The organism is Desulfuromonas sp. AOP6, from assembly GCF_009731355.2.
In the GTDB taxonomy this organism is placed as follows: Bacteria; Desulfobacterota; Desulfuromonadia; order Desulfuromonadales; family SZUA-540; genus SZUA-540.
In genome coordinates this window covers 2539411-2557402 of the sequence record NZ_AP022810.1, presented here as the reverse complement: position 1 = coordinate 2557402, position 17992 = coordinate 2539411, and the positions used below count along the sequence as shown (strand labels likewise).

At 62.5% G+C, this 17992-nt stretch carries 16 protein-coding genes; 13 read left to right on the top strand and 3 right to left on the bottom strand.

Annotated elements, in window-relative coordinates; all coding sequences use genetic code 11:
• The first annotated feature begins 71 nt into the window (after positions 1 to 71).
• The 8 genes from AOP6_RS12060 to AOP6_RS12025 are packed head-to-tail and all read left to right on the top strand — an operon-like array spanning position 72 to position 10035.
• On the top strand, positions 72 to 749 hold the full coding sequence (locus tag AOP6_RS12060) for a PTS sugar transporter subunit IIA (RefSeq protein ID WP_155877008.1): 678 nt from the start codon (positions 72 to 74) through the stop codon (positions 747 to 749).
• Positions 750 to 778: 29 nt separating this feature from the next.
• Positions 779 to 2776, top strand: coding sequence for a proton-conducting transporter membrane subunit (locus AOP6_RS12055; RefSeq protein WP_155877007.1), 1998 nt, complete (start codon positions 779 to 781; stop codon positions 2774 to 2776).
• Positions 2773 to 4752 (top strand): proton-conducting transporter membrane subunit, encoded by a 1980-nt coding sequence (locus tag AOP6_RS12050; RefSeq protein WP_155877006.1) that lies wholly within the window; start codon positions 2773 to 2775, stop codon positions 4750 to 4752. The genes AOP6_RS12055 and AOP6_RS12050 overlap by 4 nt, the downstream gene beginning before the upstream one ends.
• A gap of 10 nt (positions 4753 to 4762) precedes the next feature.
• The gene (locus AOP6_RS12045) at positions 4763 to 5674 is read left to right on the top strand and encodes an NADH-quinone oxidoreductase subunit H (protein WP_155877005.1); all 912 of its coding nucleotides are present in this window, start codon (positions 4763 to 4765) and stop codon (positions 5672 to 5674) included.
• Between the two features lie 12 nt (positions 5675 to 5686).
• Entirely contained in the window at positions 5687 to 6325 is a 639-nt protein-coding gene (locus AOP6_RS12040; RefSeq protein ID WP_155877004.1) for a hydrogenase, read from the top strand.
• A 4-nt stretch (positions 6326 to 6329) separates the two neighbouring features.
• Positions 6330 to 7754 carry a proton-conducting transporter membrane subunit gene (locus tag AOP6_RS12035; RefSeq protein ID WP_155877003.1) on the top strand — a complete coding sequence of 475 codons (1425 nt, stop codon included), beginning with the start codon at positions 6330 to 6332 and terminating at the stop codon, positions 7752 to 7754.
• Positions 7751 to 9262, top strand: a complete 1512-nt coding sequence (locus AOP6_RS12030) for an NADH-quinone oxidoreductase subunit C (protein WP_155877002.1) — start codon at positions 7751 to 7753, stop codon at positions 9260 to 9262. The genes AOP6_RS12035 and AOP6_RS12030 overlap by 4 nt, the downstream gene beginning before the upstream one ends.
• A 20-nt stretch (positions 9263 to 9282) precedes the next feature.
• Positions 9283 to 10035 (top strand): hydrogenase, encoded by a 753-nt coding sequence (locus AOP6_RS12025; RefSeq protein ID WP_155877001.1) that lies wholly within the window; start codon positions 9283 to 9285, stop codon positions 10033 to 10035.
• Between the two features lie 19 nt (positions 10036 to 10054).
• Here AOP6_RS12025 and AOP6_RS15355 read toward each other — a convergent pair whose 3' ends face one another.
• Entirely contained in the window at positions 10055 to 10306 is a 252-nt protein-coding gene (locus tag AOP6_RS15355; RefSeq protein ID WP_275950974.1) for a GSU3128 family (seleno)protein, read from the bottom strand.
• A 249-nt stretch (positions 10307 to 10555) separates the two neighbouring features.
• Between AOP6_RS15355 and aroC the strand changes: the two genes are divergently transcribed.
• Positions 10556 to 11644 carry a chorismate synthase gene (gene aroC, locus AOP6_RS12020; protein ID WP_155876999.1) on the top strand — a complete coding sequence of 363 codons (1089 nt, stop codon included), beginning with the start codon at positions 10556 to 10558 and terminating at the stop codon, positions 11642 to 11644.
• Between the two features lie 33 nt (positions 11645 to 11677).
• Positions 11678 to 11899 (top strand): hypothetical protein, encoded by a 222-nt coding sequence (locus AOP6_RS12015; protein ID WP_155876998.1) that lies wholly within the window; start codon positions 11678 to 11680, stop codon positions 11897 to 11899.
• 106 nt (positions 11900 to 12005) lie between these two features.
• On the opposite strand, the gene AOP6_RS12010 is transcribed toward AOP6_RS12015, so the two are convergent.
• Positions 12006 to 13652, bottom strand: a complete 1647-nt coding sequence (locus AOP6_RS12010; protein WP_155876997.1) for a fatty acid--CoA ligase — start codon at positions 13650 to 13652, stop codon at positions 12006 to 12008.
• 551 nt (positions 13653 to 14203) lie between these two features.
• Between AOP6_RS12010 and serB the strand changes: the two genes are divergently transcribed.
• From serB to AOP6_RS11995, 3 genes are read left to right on the top strand one after another with little or no spacing between them, the layout of a single operon-like run.
• Positions 14204 to 15400: a phosphoserine phosphatase SerB gene (gene serB, locus AOP6_RS12005; RefSeq protein ID WP_155876996.1), complete on the top strand. Its 1197-nt coding sequence runs from the start codon at positions 14204 to 14206 to the stop codon at positions 15398 to 15400.
• Positions 15397 to 16092: a DNA/RNA nuclease SfsA gene (gene sfsA / locus AOP6_RS12000; RefSeq protein ID WP_155876995.1), complete on the top strand. Its 696-nt coding sequence runs from the start codon at positions 15397 to 15399 to the stop codon at positions 16090 to 16092. The genes serB and sfsA overlap by 4 nt, the downstream gene beginning before the upstream one ends.
• Positions 16093 to 16099: 7 nt before the next feature.
• On the top strand, positions 16100 to 17350 hold the full coding sequence (locus tag AOP6_RS11995) for a nucleotidyltransferase (RefSeq protein WP_155876994.1): 1251 nt from the start codon (positions 16100 to 16102) through the stop codon (positions 17348 to 17350).
• Between the two features lie 5 nt (positions 17351 to 17355).
• Here the strand turns inward: AOP6_RS11995 and AOP6_RS11990 are convergent, their stop codons facing one another.
• Positions 17356 to 17991, bottom strand: a complete 636-nt coding sequence (locus AOP6_RS11990; protein WP_155876993.1) for a hypothetical protein — start codon at positions 17989 to 17991, stop codon at positions 17356 to 17358.
• Position 17992: the final 1 nt, after the last annotated feature.

The window sequence follows — 17992 nt, the reverse complement described above, 5'->3', positions numbered from 1 at the left end:
CAATTTGCTCGTAGAGAAAAATAATGTCCAAAGATGTCCAAATGAAATGACATATGTCATAGGTGATAAAAATGAACGTTTCTGTTAAAGACGCCGCCAAGTTGCTGTCGGTCTCCGAAAAGACCATCTATCGCTGGATCAAGCAGGAGATCGTGCCGGCCTACAAGGTCCATGAGAGTTATCGCTTTAATCGGGCCGAGCTGCTGGAATGGGCGACGTCGCGGCGCATGGGCATATCGCCCGAACTGTTGTCCGAGCCGGAAGGCGATGCCCTGCCGCTGCCGCGCCTGACCGAGGCGATGGAGGCCGGGGGAATCTTCTACCGCCTGGAGGGGAAAAGTCGGGACGAGGTGCTGGCTGATGTGGTGGAACATCTGCGACTGCCCGATGAGGTCGATCGCGATTACCTGTGCCGGGTGCTCATCGCTCGCGAAAAGCTGGCTTCCACCGGCATTGGCGAAGGGATCGCCCTGCCGCATCCGCGCAATCCGTCGTTGCTGCATGTCACCCGACCGACGGTGACATTGTGCTTTCTTGAGCAGCCGGTAGATTTTTACGCCCTCGACGGCATCCCCGTCCAGATTCTGTTTACCCTGATCGCCCCCACACTGCGCGCGCATCTGCATCTCCTTTCTCTCCTCGGCTTTGTTCTGCATGACCACGCCTTCCGCAAGACCCTGACGGAACAGGGGAGCCGGGAGGAGATTTTTGCGGCGCTGGGCCGGGCTGAGGACTGTTGCCAAAAATGAAGGATTCCTGAAGGCGGGTACCTGATGTCATGAATCTGCTGCTGCTGGCTCTTTTGATTTTCGTCGCCTCGGCGTTTGCTGCCCTGCTCAGCTTTTGTCGACCACGGCTGACCACCAGCCTCGGTGCAGTCGGGCTGGTGGCTGGATCCCTGGCCGGGCTGGCGGCCGCCCTCACGACTCTGCGCAGTGCCACACCGCAATCCTGGGAGCTGGCCTGGGGAGTGCCCGGTGGTCACCTGCTCCTCTCTCTTGATCCCCTCGCTGCCTTTTTTCTGTTGCCCATGTGCCTTGTGGCCCTGCTCTGCGCCTTGTACGCACCGGGATATCTGCAGGGACACGCCCACCCGGCCGCCCTGGGGCCGCACTGGTTTTTTCTCAATCTTATGGTTGCGGCCATGATGCTGGTGGTTGTTTCCGCCAATGCGGTGCTCTTCCTCATGGCCTGGGAGGTCATGACGCTGACCTCTTTTTTCCTGGTGGCCTTCGAGCATCGTCAGGCCGAGGTGAGGGAGGCGGCTTGGCTTTATCTGGTTGTTGCCCATCTGGGACTGGTGCTGCTGCTGGCCTTTTTTGTGGCGGCCGGCACCATTTGCGGCAGTTTCGATTTCGCGGACTTTACCGGCCTGGCGCAGCTCTCCTCCAAGACTACCGGCTTGCTGTATGTTGCTGCCCTGGCCGGTTTCGGTATCAAGGCCGGTCTCTTTCCCCTGCATGTCTGGCTGCCCGATGCCCATCCCGCCGCTCCCAGCCATGTTTCGGCCCTGATGTCGGGGGTACTGGTGAAAGTGGGTATCTACGGCATCCTGCGGGCCGGCAGCTTTTTGCCGTCGGCGTTGCCGCTGGCCGGCGTCGTGCTCATGGCCCTGGGTGGGGCCGGGGCCCTCTATGGCATTGTCATGGCCAATTTTCAGAGGGATATCAAACGGTGTCTGGCCTACTCGACCATGGAGAATGTGGGGATCATCTTTCTCGGCCTGGGCCTGGGCTTTTTCGCGCAGGCCAACGGGCATCCCACGCTGGCCCTCTTCGGGTTTGCCGGCGGCCTGCTGCACATCTGGAATCATGCCCTCTTCAAGGGGCTGCTCTTTCTGGGCGCCGGCAGCGTTCTGCAGGCCACGGGAACGCGGGATATGGATCAGCTCGGCGGCTTGCTCAAGCGCATGCCCTGGACGGGCGGCCTCTTGCTCGGCGGCTGTCTGGCCATCGCCGCCCTGCCGCCCTTCAACGGCCTGGTGAGTGAATGGCTCATCTACCTGGGGCTGCTGCAGGAAGGCGTGCTGGATGCCGGTTTCAGTGGCCTGCTCTCCCTGCTGCTGGTCGGTCTGCTCGGCCTGGTCGGCGCCCTGGCCGTGCTGGCCTTTACCCGTCTGGCCGGGATTGTTCTGCTGGGCAGCCCCCGCAGTCTGCCCGCCGAGCAGGCACGGGAGTCTTCCCTGTCCCTGCTGGGCCCTATGGGAGTGCTGCTGGCCGGCTGTCTTTTGGTCGGCGTGTTCCCTCAGGGCGCCTTGTCTCTGTTGGCCTTGCCCCTTGAGCAGCTCGTTCCCGGCGGTCAGGCGGCCCTGGCCCCGGTGCTGTTGCGCGTGGGGAAACTGGGTCAGTTCCACGGTCTCATCGGGCTCAGCCTTCTGGTTATCGCCGCCCTCCTTCTCTGGCTCCGTCATCACCGGCCTGTCGCTCGTCGCGGGACCTGGAGCTGCGGCTTTGCCTTTTCCTCGTCCCGGGTCGAGTACACGGGTGAGGCCTATGCCGAGCTCACCCAGAGCCACCTGGTTCCTCACCTCCTCGCTCCGCAGGTAAATCGCCCGCTGTTGCGAGGGGTTTTTCCAGGGCGCATAGGCCTAAGCCAGCAGTCCCTCGACCCGGTACTGACCCGTCTGTTCCTGCCCGGCATCGCCAGGGTGACCCACTGGTGCGTGCGTCTTCGCTGGCTGCAGCAGGGGCGACTGCATGTCTATCTGCTCTATATTTTCATGGCCTGTACCCTGTTGCTGGCCTGGGGTGTCTGGGCCGGGAGGGGGGTGCCATGACCATGGGATTATTCCTGACCGGGATCCTGCTGCTGCTCTTTTCCGGTTTTCCCGGCCTGATGGCCCGGCGCCAGGCCCTTTGGGGAGAGCGCTTGAGCTGCCTGCTGACCCTGCTGGGAACGACCTGCGGTCTGGCCGCCGCAATCATGGCCCTGCTGGCCCCGGCCACGAATCGCCTGCGGCTGCCCTGGGGGGTGCCCGGTGCCGAATTCGTGCTGCAGCTCGATGCCCTTTCCGCCCTGTTTCTCCTGCCGCTCTTTCTGGTGGTCAGTGCCGGCGCGGTCTATGGGCTCGGCTACTGGCCCCAGCGACGGCATGGGGCCAGCGCCAAAAAGTTACGCATTTTCTATGGCCTGATCGCCGGCGCTCTCATGCTGGTGCTGACGGCGCAAAACAGCTTGCTGTTCCTCTTCGCCTGGGAAGCCATGGCCCTGGCCGGTTTCTTTCTAATTACCACCGAAGATGACAAGGCGGACAGCCGGCGGGCCGGTCTGATCTATCTGGCGGCGACCCACACGGGCACCCTGGCCCTCTTTGCCCTCTTCGCCCTGCTGGCGTCCGTGGTCGGCTCCTTCGCCTTTCCCGCGGCGGCCTCCATCGCCTCTGCCGGTACCGGCACGGCCATCTTTCTGCTCGGTCTCTTCGGTTTTGGTCTCAAGGCCGGCATCATGCCTCTGCATATCTGGCTGCCGGGCGCTCATGCCGCAGCCCCCAGCCATGCTTCGGCGCTACTCTCCGGGGTCATGATCAAGACCGGCATTTACGGCCTGGTGCGTCTGACCTCCTTTTATGCCGATATTCCGGTGAGCTGGGGGATGGGCCTGCTAGTGCTCGGAGCCATATCGGGCGTGCTGGGCGTGGCCCTGGCCCTGGCCCAGCACGATATCAAGCGGCTTCTCGCCTACCATAGTGTTGAGAATATCGGCATCATTGTCATCGGCCTGGCGGTAGCTCTGCTCGGGCGCACTTTTGAGCAGCCGACCATGGTCCTGCTGGGGATTTCGGGTGCGCTGCTGCACACGGTCAATCATGGCCTGTTTAAGTCGCTCCTGTTCCTGGCGGCGGGGTCGGTCATCCAGGCCACAGGGACCCGCGAGATGGATCACATGGGAGGGCTGTTCCGGCGTCTGCCCTGGACGGCCGTCTGCTTTTTGGGCGGTGCCGTCGCCATCTGCGGGCTGCCTCCCCTCAACGGTTTTGTCAGTGAGTGGCTGATTTACCTGGGCGCTTTCGATTCGCTGCAGGGGACCGGCCCCGTCAGCCCATGGGCCGTGCTGGCTGCCCCGGTCCTTGCTCTCATCGGCGCTCTGGCGGTGGCCTGCTTTGTCAAAGTCTTCGGCGTGGTCTTTTTGGGAGAACCCCGCTGCCCCGCGGCGGCTACGGCCAAGCCGGCGGTCTGGTCCATGCGCCTGCCCATGCTCGCTCTGCTGACGGCCTGCATCTGGATCGGCCTGCTCCCCTGGACCCTGGCCCCCTTGCTGCAGCGGGCCGCGACGGTCTGGTCGGCGCAGGTCGCCGGTCTCGAACTGGAGGCGCCGCTGGCGCCGCTCTCCCGTCTCAGCCTGGTGGCTGCTTTGTTGCTGGTGGTGATGGCCGGGTTGTGGCTCTGGCTGCAACGACGCGGCCATGCCGGGGCCCCGCGGGTGGCTACCTGGGGGTGCGGTTACCAATTCCCGGCCCCTCGCATGCAGTACAGCGCCTCTTCCTTTGCTGACCTGCTGGTTGGACTCTTCCGGGGTGGGCTGTGGACAAGTCGCCATGAACAGCCACCCAAGGGGCTTTTTCCGGCAGAGACGGCCTTTTCCAGCCACACGCCGGACGCTGTGCTCGACCGTTTCCTGTTGCCGCTCAGTCAGGGATTGGCCTGGCTTTTCACCCTGCTGCGGCGTTTTCTGCAGAACGGCAGACCCGCTTTTTATCTGCTCTATATCGCTTTGACCCTGCTGACCCTGCTTATGGTAATCGCCTGCGGTTGAGGAGGCTTCGATGTTTGTCAATGTTCTGGTCCACCTGGTGCTTCTGCTGCTGTTTGCGCCTCTGCTGCAGGGGGTGATCAACCGCACCAAGGCTCTGTTCGCCGGCCGGCGGGGAGCACCCCTGCTGCAACCCTACTATGACCTGGCCCGCCTGTGGCGCAAGGGGTTCGTCCTGAGCCACACGACGACCTGGGTCTTTCTGGCCGGGCCGGTGGTCGGGCTGGCCGTGCCGATTCTGGCCTCGCTTCTGCTCCCCTTCGGCGCCCTGCCCGCGCCCATCTCTTTCCAGGGAGATTTGATCCTCTTTGTCTATCTCTTCGGGCTGTCCCGTTTTTTTGTGGCCTCGGCGGCCCTGGATACGGGTTCGAGTTTCGAGGGGATGGGGGCAGCGCGCGAGGTGACCTTTTCCTGTCTCGCCGAACCGACCCTGCTCTTTTCCCTGATTGTGCTCGCCCGTCTGGCCGATGGCCTTTCCCTCGGGGCTTTGCTTGGGGCCGGCCTGGGTTCCTCCTGGACGGTGGCGTCGGCTTCGCTGGGGCTGATCACCGTCTGCCTCTTTGTCGTGCTGCTGGTGGAGAATTCCCGCATTCCCTTCGACGACCCCAATACCCACCTTGAGCTGACGATGATCCACGAGGTCATGGTGCTTGATCACAGCGGCCCGGCTTTCGGCATGGTCCTGTACGGCGCCGCCCTCAAACTGATGGTGCTGGGCTCTCTTGTCGTCCGTTTGGCTTTGCCCTTTGAGACGGGCAGCCCGCTGCTGGACGGGGGCGTCTACCTCGGTGGCCTGCTGCTGCTGGCCGTGCTGATCGGCGTGGTGGAGTCGACCATGGCCCGCCTGCGCCTGGTGCGCGTACCCCAGGTGCTCATCGGCACCATGCTGATCTCCATATTTGCCCTGGTGCTGGTGCTTCGTTAGGAGTTAGGACCCATGATTGAATTGAGCAACCTCTGCCTGCTGCTGGTGATTCTCATCAACTTCTTCACCCTGGGCAGCGCGCGTCTGGTGGCCTGCATCCGGGTTGTGGCCCTGCAAGGCGCCCTCATTGCGCTGCTGCCGTGCCTGGCCCACGGTATTTCCTGGCATACCCTGATGCTGACGGCCACCGCTTTTATCCTCAAGGGGGTGTTCATTCCCTGGCTCCTGCTGCGGGCCATCCGTGAGGTACGCATTCGTCGCGAGGTCGAGGCACTTATCGGTTTCGTCCCCACCCTGATCATCGGGGCGATGCTCACGGCCGGGGCCTTCATCTTCGCTGATTTTCTGCCGCTGCTGCCGGAACATCAGGGCGGACTCTACGTCCCCACCTCCCTGGCCACCCTCTTTGCCGGGTTTATGCTGCTGATGACGCGGCGCAAGGCCATCACCCAGGTGCTCGGCTATCTGATGCTGGAAAACGGTATCTTCATTTTCAGCATCCTGCTCAGCGAGGCGATGCCCCTGGTCGTGGAAGCGGGGGTGCTGCTCGATCTGCTCGTCGCTGTTTTTGTTATGGGGATTGTGATCAACCAGATCAACCGGGAGTTCTCCACCGTGGACACCACCCGACTGTCCGTTTTGAAGGAATAACACGATGCTGATGTTGCTGATTCTCTTTCCTCTGGCCTTGGCCGCCCTGGCCGTGGCGCTACCCTCTTTCCGGGTGCGAAGCTGGCTGCTGCCGGTCAGTGGCGTCCTTCACTTCGCGCTGGCCGTCACCGTGGTCAGTCAGGCTCCCTCTTTGCCGACTCCCTGGCTCGGCCTCGATGCCCTCTCCCAGCTTGTCCTGCTGGTGACCAGTCTGCTCTACCTGGCCTGTTCCATCTACGCCGTCGAATACCTCAACCTGCATGCGGAGCGGGGGAACCGCCTGATGGTCGCCTGCCTGCTGGTCTTTCTCGCGGCCATGACGCTGGCCGTGGCGGCCCGCCATCTCGGTCTGCTGTGGGTGGCGGTGGAGACGACCACCATCGCCAGCGCCCCACTGATCTATTACAATCGCAACCGCCTTTCCATCGAAGCGACCTGGAAATATCTCATTCTCTGCTCGGTAGGCATCGCGCTGGCCATGGTCGGTATCCTCTTTGTAGCCTATGCGGCTCTCGGTAACGGCGTGCCGGTCAGTCTGCAGCTCGATGACCTGCTGGCGGCGGGGCCGAATCTGGCCCAGCCTTGGCTGCATGCCGGTTTCGTCTTTCTGCTGGTCGGCTTCGGCACCAAGATGGGGCTGGCGCCTCTGCACAGCTGGAAGCCCGATGCCTACGGCGAGGCGCCTGGTCTGGTTGGCGCCCTGCTGGCCGGCGGTCTGACCTCTGTGGCTTTTCTCGCCATCCTGCGCGGGGTGCAGTTAATGGGAGCGGCCGGCGATCTGGCCCTGGCCCGGCAGATGCTGCTCGGCATGGGCCTGCTCTCCCTGCTGCTGGCGGCCATTTTCATTGTCCGGCAGGGCGATATCAAACGTCTGCTCGCCTATTCGAGCGTCGAGCACATGGGGCTGCTGGCCGTGGGGGTCGGTATCGGCGGCCTGGCCACTTTCGGCGCCCTGCTGCATCTGGTCAACAATGCCATGACCAAGGGCTGTCTCTTCCTCTGTGCCGGCAATATTCATCGGGCCTTTGCCAGCAAGCGCCTGCAGGATGTGCGGGGCGCGCTGTCGGTATTGCCCGTCTCCAGCGCCATCTTTCTGGCCGGCTTTCTGGCGATTACCGGCTCGCCCCCCTTCGGCCCCTTTCTCAGCGAGTTCACCATGCTGCGCGGCATGTTCGCCAGCGGTCAGATGTGGGTCGGCGCTACGGTGCTGGTGCTGCTGGCCGTCATCTTTATCGGTATGGGGGCCACGGTGCTGGCCGTGACTCAGGGGGAGGCGGAGGTGGAGCAGGTTCATTTCCGGGACCGGCTGCCGCTGGTGGCGCCGCCGCTCTTTCTGCTGCTGGTCGTGCTGGTGCTGGGACTCTACCTGCCCGAACCCCTGCAGCGCCTGCTGCGGGACGCTGCCGCCCTGCTGGAGGTGAACGCATGATGCCCATCGTGAAAAATGGCGGGACTGTACAGTTGAATGAGATCCCCGTTCTCGACTACGAGGTTTTCGGCTCCCGGTTGAAGGCCGATCTCGAACAGCAGGGGAGGGTGTCGGCCTACTTCGGGCGTTTGGCGGCGGACGGCGCGGTGGAACTCTTTGCCCTGGTGGCTCACGACTGGAAGGGGGAGCTGCATCTGCTACGGTCGCGGGTCGGCAGTCGTTTCCCCTCCCTGACTCCGGAAATTCCCCAGCTGCACCTCTTTGAGCGGGAATTCGCCGAACAGTTCGGCGTGCTGCCGGAAGGGCACCCCTGGTTCAAGCCGGTGCGCTTCCATTCATCCTGGGTGCCCGGACGGGATGCCTGGGGGCGGGCGGGGAGCGCTCATCCCGTGCCGGGGGATATGGAGTTCTACCGGGTCGAAGGGGAAGAGGTGCACGAAGTCGCCGTCGGGCCGGTGCATGCCGGGGTGATCGAGCCGGGGCATTTTCGCTTTCAGTGTCATGGCGAAAAGGTCATGCATCTGGAGATCTCCCTCGGCTTTCAGCATCGGGGACTCGAAGCCCTTCTGCGTGGTGGCCCTCATGCCAGTACCCTGCACCAGCTGGAGGCGGCGGCTGGGGACACCACCATCGGCCACGCCACCGCGTACTGCCAGGTGCTGGAGGCGTTGGGCGGCTGCCCGGTGCCGCCGCGAGGGCAGGTGCTGCGGGCGGTGGCGCTGGAGTTGGAGCGCCTGGCCAACCATGTCGGCGACATCGGCGCTCTCGCCGGGGATGTAGGCTTTCTGCCGACGGCGAGCTTCTGCGGCCGCATCCGCGGCGACTATCTCAACTTGAGCGCCGAACTGTGCGGCAGTCGCTTCGGGCGCGGGATGATCCGTCCCGGCGGGGTCGGATTCGACGCGGAGCCGGTGCTGGTCGCCCATCTTTTGCAGCGTCTGGCGGTGATCGCGCGCGATACGCGCGGGGCGATCGAACTCTTCTTCGATAGTCCCTCGGCGCTGGCCCGACTGGAGGGGACGGGGAAGGTCGCCACCGAGGACGCCGAGTCCCTCGGCCTCGTGGGCATGGCGGCCCGCTCCTGCGGGTTGGCCATCGACTCCCGTATCCATCATCCTGCCGGTGCCTATGTCGATGACTTCGATCACGTCGTTCTGGAAGAGGGTGGGGATGTCTTCGCCAGGGCCCATGTGCGCCGACGGGAGATCTACGACTCCCTCAGGCAGATCCGTTACTGGCTCAGCCGGCTGCCGGACGGCGCGGCGCGGGCGGAGATGGCCCCGCTGGCAGCGGACAGTCTGGCCGTATCGCTGACGGAGGGGTGGCGCGGCGAAATCGTGCATGTGGCCCTGACCGATGCCGCCGGCCGGTTTTCGCGCTACAAGGTCGTGGATCCCTCCTTCCGCAACTGGAACGGCCTGGCCATGGCCCTGCGCGAGGAGCAGATATCCGACTTTCCCTTGTGCAACAAGAGTTTCAATCTTTCCTACTGCGGCTTCGATCTGTAAGTGGGGATGGAGAACGAGCGATGCTGAAAATTATTGCCGAACGCTTTCGTCAGGGCTATCGAACGGGCAAGTATCCCAAGGAAGAGCCGGTGCTGCCGGAGCGTTTTCGTGGTCTGCCCCGCCTGCAGCCGGAACTTTGCCCGTCGGGCTGTGAAGACTGCCTGCGTGGCTGTCCCTATGGCGCCGTGAAACGGCAGGAGGGCAAAGTAGCAGTCGATATGGGGCTCTGCCTCTTCTGCGCCGACTGTACGGCCTGCACTCATGGCGGCCTCTCCTTCTGCCGCGATTATCGACTGGCGTCTCGCCGCCGTGAAGGGCTGGTGGTCGATGGGGACGTTTACCCGCTGGCGGAAGCCCTCGACGCCCGCATGAAAAAACTGTTCGGGCGCTCTCTGAAGCTGCGCCAGGTCTCCGCCGGCGGCTGCAACGCCTGCGAAGCCGACCTCAACGTGCTCGGCACCCTGGTCTTTGACTTGGGCCGTTTCGGCATCCAGTTCGTCGCCTCGCCGCGCCATGCCGACGGCATTCTGGTCACCGGGCCGGTCACTGAAAACATGAAGAGCGCCCTGCTCGACACCTACGCCGCCGTGCCCGAGCCGAAGCTGGTCATCGCCTCCGGCGCCTGTGCCATTGGCGGCGGCCCTTTCCGCGGCAGTCCCGAGTGTCACAACGGCCTCGGTGATCTGCTCCCCGTCGACCTCTATATCCCCGGTTGTCCGCCGCACCCCTACACGGCGCTGGACGGTTTGCTGCGCCTGCTTGGCCGCCTGTGAAGGGCGGCCGCGGCCACCATCAGAATTCGAGTTCTTCCTGCATGCGCAGGGTGAAGTTTTTGGCCCGCCCTGAGGGCGCGATGATGCCGTAGGCCATGGCCTCCTTGAGTTCCGCCTCGCTGGCTCCTGCTTCCTTCGCGACCGCGAAGTGCTTCTTCAGTCAGTCGGGGCAGCCGACGGCCACGGCGCAGGCCACCCGGATCAGTTCGCGGTGTTTGACGTCGATGACTTCTTCGTACTCGTAATCCAGAATTTTTTTACGGACTTTCATCGTTCCTCCTCGCAAGCTGTTGGTTGCCCCATAGCCCACGCCGGACACGGGCCGGTCAGGGGGGAAGGGCGGTGCAGATTCCTGGCTACCCCCTCGTTTTTCCGCTAATTTCTTGACAGTTTCAAGGGGGCGTTGTAATTAAATCGGGTTTTCACGGACAGATGCAAGCTTTTTTGTCCGTCCAGACTGCCTTTAACCGCGATCTCCGCCGGCAATGACCTGCGGGGGAGACTTTCGCCAGGAGTGGGGATGTCGAGTCAATTCGGAACGCTTTTCAGGATTTCAACCTTTGGTGAATCCCACTGCGCCGGGGTGGGCGTGGTGGTGGATGGCTGCCCGCCGGATATGGCGCTGTGCGAAGCCGATATCCAGGCGCAGCTTGACCGGCGTCGGCCGGGGCAGAGCGCGCTGACGACGCCGCGGGACGAGAAGGATCAGGTCGCCATTCTCTCCGGCGTCGAGCGGGGGCGCACCCTCGGCACCCCCATCTGCCTGCTGGTGGGCAACAAGGACTTCCGGCCGGGAGATTACACGGAGACGGACGCTGTGCCCCGACCCTCCCATGCCGACTACACCTATCAGATGAAGTACGGTATCCGCGCCGCCAGCGGCGGCGGTCGTGCCAGCGCCCGCGAGACCATCGGCCGCGTGGCCGCCGGCGCCCTGGCCGAAAAATATCTGCGCGAAGAGTATGGCATCGAGATCGTCGCCTGGGTCAGCGCCATCGGCAACGAGCAAGCCCCGACAGTAGATATGGACCGTATCAGCCGCGCCCAGGTCGATGGCTCCGACGTCCGCTGCCCTGACGCGGAAGCAGCCAAACACATGGAGGCGGCCATCCTCGCGGCGCGGGAGCAGCAGGATTCCATCGGCGGCGTCATCACCTGCGTCTGCCGACAGGTGCCGGCCGGTCTGGGCGAGCCGGTCTTTGACAAGCTCGAAGCCTGTATGGCAGCGGCCATGCTTTCCATTCCGGCCAGCAAGGGCTTTGATATCGGCTCCGGTTTCGCCGGAGCCCGTATGCTCGGTTCCCAGCACAACGATCCCTTCGTGGCCAAGGAAGAGCGCCTCGGCACCCTCACCAACCACAGCGGCGGCGTGCAGGGCGGCATTTCCAACGGCGAACCCATCTATTTCCGCGTGGCCTTCAAGCCGACGGCAACCATCGGCCAGGCCCAGCGCACCGCCGACTTCGCTGGCCGCGAGGTCGAACTCAAGGCCCGCGGCCGCCACGATCCCTGCGTGGTCCCCCGCGCCGTGCCCATTGTCGAGAGCATGGCGGCGCTGGTTCTCATGGACCTGCTGCTGCAGCAGAAGACGCGCCAGTCTCTGCGCTGACGCCCCTATTTATATCTGAAACGAGGTCATTCCATGTCCAATCCCGCTGAATTCGTCAAGGCCTGTGTCGACGGCAAGGTCTGGCTCTTTTGTTCCGAGTGCCAAGAATCCAAGAACTTCAACGATGTCGAACACATCGATTCGGAAGGGCATCCCTCCTACTGGGGGACGGAGCCCTGGTGGCACGACACGCGCATCTTCAAATGCCGCGACTGCGAGACGGTCCAGCGCTCGACGCTGCACCTGCAGGAATAAAACGATCCTACGAAGTTTTCATCGCTAAAGCCTGACAAAGGCCAAGGACAAAAAAAGCCGCCCGGTGCATCCACGGGCGGCTTTGCTCTTTTTAGGCGGGGGAGCCCTAGAGATATTTTTCCCGCAGGGTGGTCTTGCTGATCTTGCCGACGCTGGTCTTGTCGATGGCGTCGACGAAGCGCACCCGCAGCAGGATAATAGTTTTGGACAACATCCCCGTTTCGGCGTAGGTGCGGGCGTGGGCGACCAGCTCCTTCTCGGAGGTCTTCCCCTCGGCCTCGGACTTAAGCACGACCAGGGCCAGGGGGCGCTCCCCCCACTTGTCGTCGGGCTGACCGATGACCGCCACCTCGCTGACGGCGGGGTGGTGGGCGATGATATCCTCGATCTCCAGGGAGGAGATCCACTCGCCGCCGGACTTGATGACGTCCTTGGTGCGGTCCGTGATCTTGAGATAGCCGCGGGCGTCGCGCACGGCCACGTCGCCGGTGTGCAGGTAGCCGCCGCGCCAGAGGTGCTCCGAGTTCTTGTGATCCTTGAGGTAGCCTTGCGTCAGCCAGGGGGCGCGCACGACGATCTCGCCGCCGCTGGCGCTGTCTGCCGGCACGTCCCGCATCTCCTCATCCACCAGACGGATATCGACCAGCGGTATGGGCCGGCCGGTCTTGCAGCGGATTTCCGCCTGCTGTTCGGCGGGGAGTTCGAGCATCTCCGGGGTCAGGTAGGAGATGGTGAGGATGGGGCAGGTCTCCGACATGCCGTAGCCGGTGAAGAGATCGATGCCTCTGGCCATTGCCGCCAGGCAGAGGGACTTGGGCAGGGCGGCGCCGCCGATGATCACCTTCCAGTTCGACAGGTTGATTTTGTCGATGAGCGGGCTCTTCAGCAGCATATGCAGGATGGTGGGGACGCAGTGGGAGAAGGTGACCTTTTCTCTGTCGATGAGTTCGAGCAGATGATCGGGGACATAGCGGCCGGGGTAGACCTGCTTGACCCCCATGGCCGTGGCGACGTAGGGGAGACCCCAGGCGTGGACGTGAAACATGGGGGTGATGGGCATGTAGACGTCCTGCTGGTGAAAGCGTCCCTGGCTGGCCGGGGTGCCGACGGCGGCCAGCACGCCAAAGGTGTGCAGGACCAGCTGGCGGTGGCTGAAGTAGACCCCCTTGGGCAGGCCGGTGGTGCCCGTGGTGTAGAAGGTGGTGGCGCGGGTGTTTTCGTCGAAGTCGGGAAAATCGTAATGGGTCGGGCTGTCTTGCAGCAGGCTTTCGTACTCGCCGGCGAATTCGATCTGGGAGGCGGGCGTCTCGGCGCCATCCTGCAGCAGGACGTAATTTTTCACCGTGTCGATGCGCCCCTTGATCTGTTCGAGAATGGGCAGGAAGTCGCTGTGAATAAGCAGCACATCGTCTTCGGCGTGGTCGATGGTAAAGAGAATCTGGTCCGGCGACAGGCGGATGTTGACCGTGTGCAGCACGGCGCCGATCATCGGCACGGCAAAGAAGCATTCGAGGTAGCGATGGCTGTCGTAGTCCATGACCGCCACCGTGTCGCCGGGCTTGACCCCCAGCTTCTTCAGCGCGTGGGCCAGGCGGCAGATGCGCTGATGCAGGGTGCGGTAGTCGTAGCGCAACAGGTCGCGGTAGACGATCTCCTGCTCGGGATTAGTGACCAGCGGGGTCTGCAGCAGGTTCTTGATGAGCAGAGGGTAGGCATAGGCCGATTCAGTGCGGGGGATGACAGGGTCGTTCATGGCAGACATTCCTTTCGTCCGTCAGAGTGATGGTGAGATGGAGGCGCCCATTATGGCGCAAAATAAAAACCAAGGGTAGTCTATCCTGTCTGTTTTGTCGCCTCCGCCATCTTCTGGGCTTTTTGGAGAACCGGATCACCAGTCCATCGCTGCCAAAAACAAGACTTCTCTCAACATCGAGTTGCCTGGCTCCAGTGCCCTGGTCTGCCCAACTCCATATCTATCAAGCTGGTCGTGTCTGCTTCTATGTAGGACCGTAAGCTGTTTTTGGGGGGCATAAAATAAAAAACGCGCACCGGCCAGGAGAGAGGCCGATGCGCAAAAGGAAGGAGGGTTGTATCAATTAGCCAAGTGTGAACCTGACCAATTGGGTAAACATTACCAAAAGGATGGGAAAAGGTCAACGCAAAATTCAGTTTTTTAGTGGGAAAAATTGCAGGCTCGAAAAAGCGGGAGGGAGGCGTCGGCGCGTTTACGGGGTTGCAGGGGGTGGGGTTTAACGATAGAATACCGGCGTTTTTCAGGACAGATGAAAGGGGTTGTTTATCATCATGGATCGTAAGATGGTTCTTGTTACCATGACCGGGCCGGACAAGCCGGGCATCGTCGCCGCCGTTACCGGTAATATCGCTGCCGCCGGAGCGCGTATCCGCGACATCGAGCAGACGGTGACCCACACGCTGCTTTCCTTTTCGGTGCTCATCGATTTTCCCACGGGCGAGAGCGACCAGAAACCCCTGATCAAGGACCTTCTTTTTCTGGCCAAGGAGCTCGGGCTGGATCTCGATTTTCAGGTGCTTTCCGAATCGGAGTACCGACGCAAAACGACCAAGCACGCCTACGTGGTGACCATTCTGGGCGGCGAGGTGAGCGCTACCTCGCTGGCGCGGGTGTCGCGCATCCTGGCGGATAACCGGGTCAATATCGAGCGTATCTCCAAGCTGACACAGGGACAGTTGCGCTGCGTTGAGTTTCTCATCACGACGCCGCCTGAACTGGATGTCAAGGCCATGACCCGCAGACTGTTGCGCGTCGGCGCCAGCCTCGGCGTCGACATCGCCATGCAGAAGGAGAGCCTCTACCGCCGGGCCAAGCGTCTGGTGGTAATGGACATGGATTCCACCCTCATCCAGATCGAAGTTATCGACGAACTGGCCCGCCTGGCCGGAGTCGGGGAGCAGGTGGCGGATATCACCCTGCGGGCCATGAACGGCGAGCTCGACTTTCAGGGGGCGCTGCGGGAGCGGGTGGCCCTGCTGCAGGGGCTGTCGGTCGATGCTCTTGAGGAGGTCTACCGGCATATCCCTTTCACACCCGGAGCCAAGAACCTGGTGCGCATTCTCAAGCGTCTCGGTTTCCGCACGGCGGTCATCTCTGGGGGCTTCAAGTTTTTCACAGACCGCCTCAAGACCGAACTGGGCCTGGACTATGCCTACGCCAATGACCTGGAGATCGCTGACGGCAAGGTGACCGGTGCGGTTAAGGGGGAAATCGTCGATGGGGCCCGCAAGGCTCAGTTGCTGGAGGAAATTGCCTGCCAGGAGGGGATCACCCTCGACCAGGTGGTGGCCATCGGTGACGGCGCCAACGATCTGCCCATGCTGGGCAAAGCCGGGCTGGGCATCGCCTTCAATGCCAAAGCCCGGGTGCGGGAGCAGGCTGATTACCATATCAACCAGCAGAGTCTCGACTCTATTCTCTATCTGCTTGGCTTCTCCGAGCGGGAGATGGCCGAGATCGACCAATGAAACTGCCACAGCCCCTCCTGGAGGGGCGCCTGCTGCGGCGCTATCAGCGCTTTCTCACCGATATCGAGCTGGCCGACGGCCGCGTGGTGACGGCTCACACCCCCAATACGGGGAGCATGCAGCAGTGCGCTGTGCCGGGGCACCCTGTGTTGATATCCACCTCGGACAATCCCCAGCGAAAACTCCCCTACACTCTGGAACTCATCAAAGTCAACGGCCACTGGGTTGATACCCACACCCACCGCACCAACCGGGTTGTGGAAGAAGCTCTGCGCAACGGATCCATTGCCAGCCTGGAGGGTTACCGGGTGAGAACGGAGTACCCCTTTGGGTCTAGCCGCATCGACTTTTTTCTGGAAAATGAACGAGAAAAAGTGCTGGTGGAAGTGAAAAACGTGACCCTCTGCTGTGCGCCCACCGTCGCCTGCTTTCCCGACGCCGTGACGACGCGGGGGCAGAAACACCTGCGTGAGCTGATGGCGGCCCGCGAGCAGGGTTTTCGAACCGTCATTTTTTTTCTCGTTCAGCGCGGTGAAGCCGAAGCCTTCACCCCCGCTGATGCTATCGATCCCGACTACGGCCGTCTGCTGCGTCAGGCCGCCGCCTGCGGCGTCGAGATCATGGCCTACCGCAGCCTGGTCGCGCCGGCGGAAAACCGCGTCGACCAGCCTCTCCCCGTCCTCCTCGGATAAGCCTGCCATGCGCGCCGTCGGTCTGATCACCGAGTACAACCCCTTTCACAACGGACATCTCCACCACCTGCGTCAGAGTCTGGAGCTCACCGGGGCCGAGGTTTCGGTGGCGGTCATGAGCGGACATTTCCTGCAGCGTGGCGAGCCGGCCCTGGTGGATAAATGGGTGCGGGCGCAGATGGCTCTGCAGGCTGGTGTCGATCTGGTTCTGGAGCTTCCTTTCCCCTGGGCCTGCAACAGCGCCCCGGTTTTCGCCCAGGGCGCCATCCAGTCCTTGAATGCCCTCGGCGGAGTCGACACCCTATGCTTCGGTAGCGAAGTTGGAGATTTGGCAGCACTGCAGGACTGCGCCCAGTGGTTGACGGCGAATGAAAAGGTGGTGACCCAGAGAACCGCCGAGCTGCTGCGGCAGGGTTACAATTATCCGACAGCGCGGGCCAGACTGGCGCAGGAGCTGGCACCGGACGCCCCCTTTGCCCACCTGCTGGCCTCGCCCAACAACATCCTCGGCATCGAGTATCTCAAGGCCCTGAGCAGAACGGCCAGTCCGCTGCAACCCTTTACCCTCCAGCGTCTCGGCGCGGGTTATCATGATGAGGAGGCTGAGGGGGATGTGGCGAGTGCCACGGGCATCCGCCGCAAACTCGCTGCCGGCGAGGATGTCACTGCCTTTATTCCCCCTTTGGCTCTAGCCCCTTTGCAGCAGGCTCTGGCTGAGGAGCGCTGCCTCGACGAGGAGCATCTGCATCGTTTGTTGCTGGCTCGCATCTTCAGAGGGTCACAGTCTCTGAGAGGGATCTACCAGGTTGAAGCCGGTATTGAGCCGCGCCTGCTCGAAGCCGCCGAGTGCAGTAACTCCTACGAGGCTCTGGTGGCCGCCGTCAAGTCACGGCACCTGACCCGTACCCGCGTCCAGCGCCTGCTCACCTATGTGCTCAACGAGGTGCAAGCCGACGATATGGCGGCCTTTCTGGAGGCGGGCCCACTCTATCTGCATGTCCTCGCTTTTACGGCGAAAGGCCGTGCTTTCCTGGCGGCCTGCCGTAAAGGACGGTCTTTGCCTCTGGTGCAGAATTACTCGCGAATACAATCTATTCTGAAACGGACCTACGGGGCAGGGAGCGAGACCTGTCAACTGGCCCAGCGTCTGCTGGAACTGGAGGTGCGCGCTGGCCGCAACTATACTCTTCTGCAACGGCAATGGCCCGGCGGGCCTCGCAGCGGCGACTACTATCGGGATGTCATCACCAAAAAATGAGGGGATCAGCCGAGAATCAGGTCGGGCAGTTCATTGCGGTCATCCTCCCGGCTGGGGAAGTGCTCTTCCAGCAGCTCGGCGCAGCGGGTGATGGCTTCGCAAAGGGCGTCGCAGGCCAGCCCCTGGTGGATGCCCTCAGTCACCGTTTCGACAATTTCCTCCCAGACATGCAAGGGAACGCGGGCGTTGATGCCACGGTCGGCCAGCACATAGACCCGACGTTCAAAGAGAGAGAGCAGAATGAGGATGCCGGTGTGATTGCGGGTATGGTGCAGTCCTTGCTCCAGAAAACTGACGAGGGCTTTTTCCTCTACCTCGCCGCAGATTTCGACGGGATGGATGAGGCACCGCTTGAGCGTCGGAGTGTAGCGGATGAAGAATTTAAAGGGGAAGTAGGCGAGGGCAAAGATGGGCAAAAAGAACCAGACGGAAGAGTCTCCAAAAGCCCAACTTGCGGTCACGCCTGTTGCCAGGGATAAAAGGACCGCGCCGAGAATCTCGGCACGGGGATAGTCGTAGCTGGTATCTACCACCATGGGAACAATCTCGCCGCTGGTGCGTTTTTCGGCTTCGAACACGGCGGCTTTGATGCGCTGCCGCTCTTCGTCACTGAAAAATGTCTGTGCTGTGGTTTTAACCATG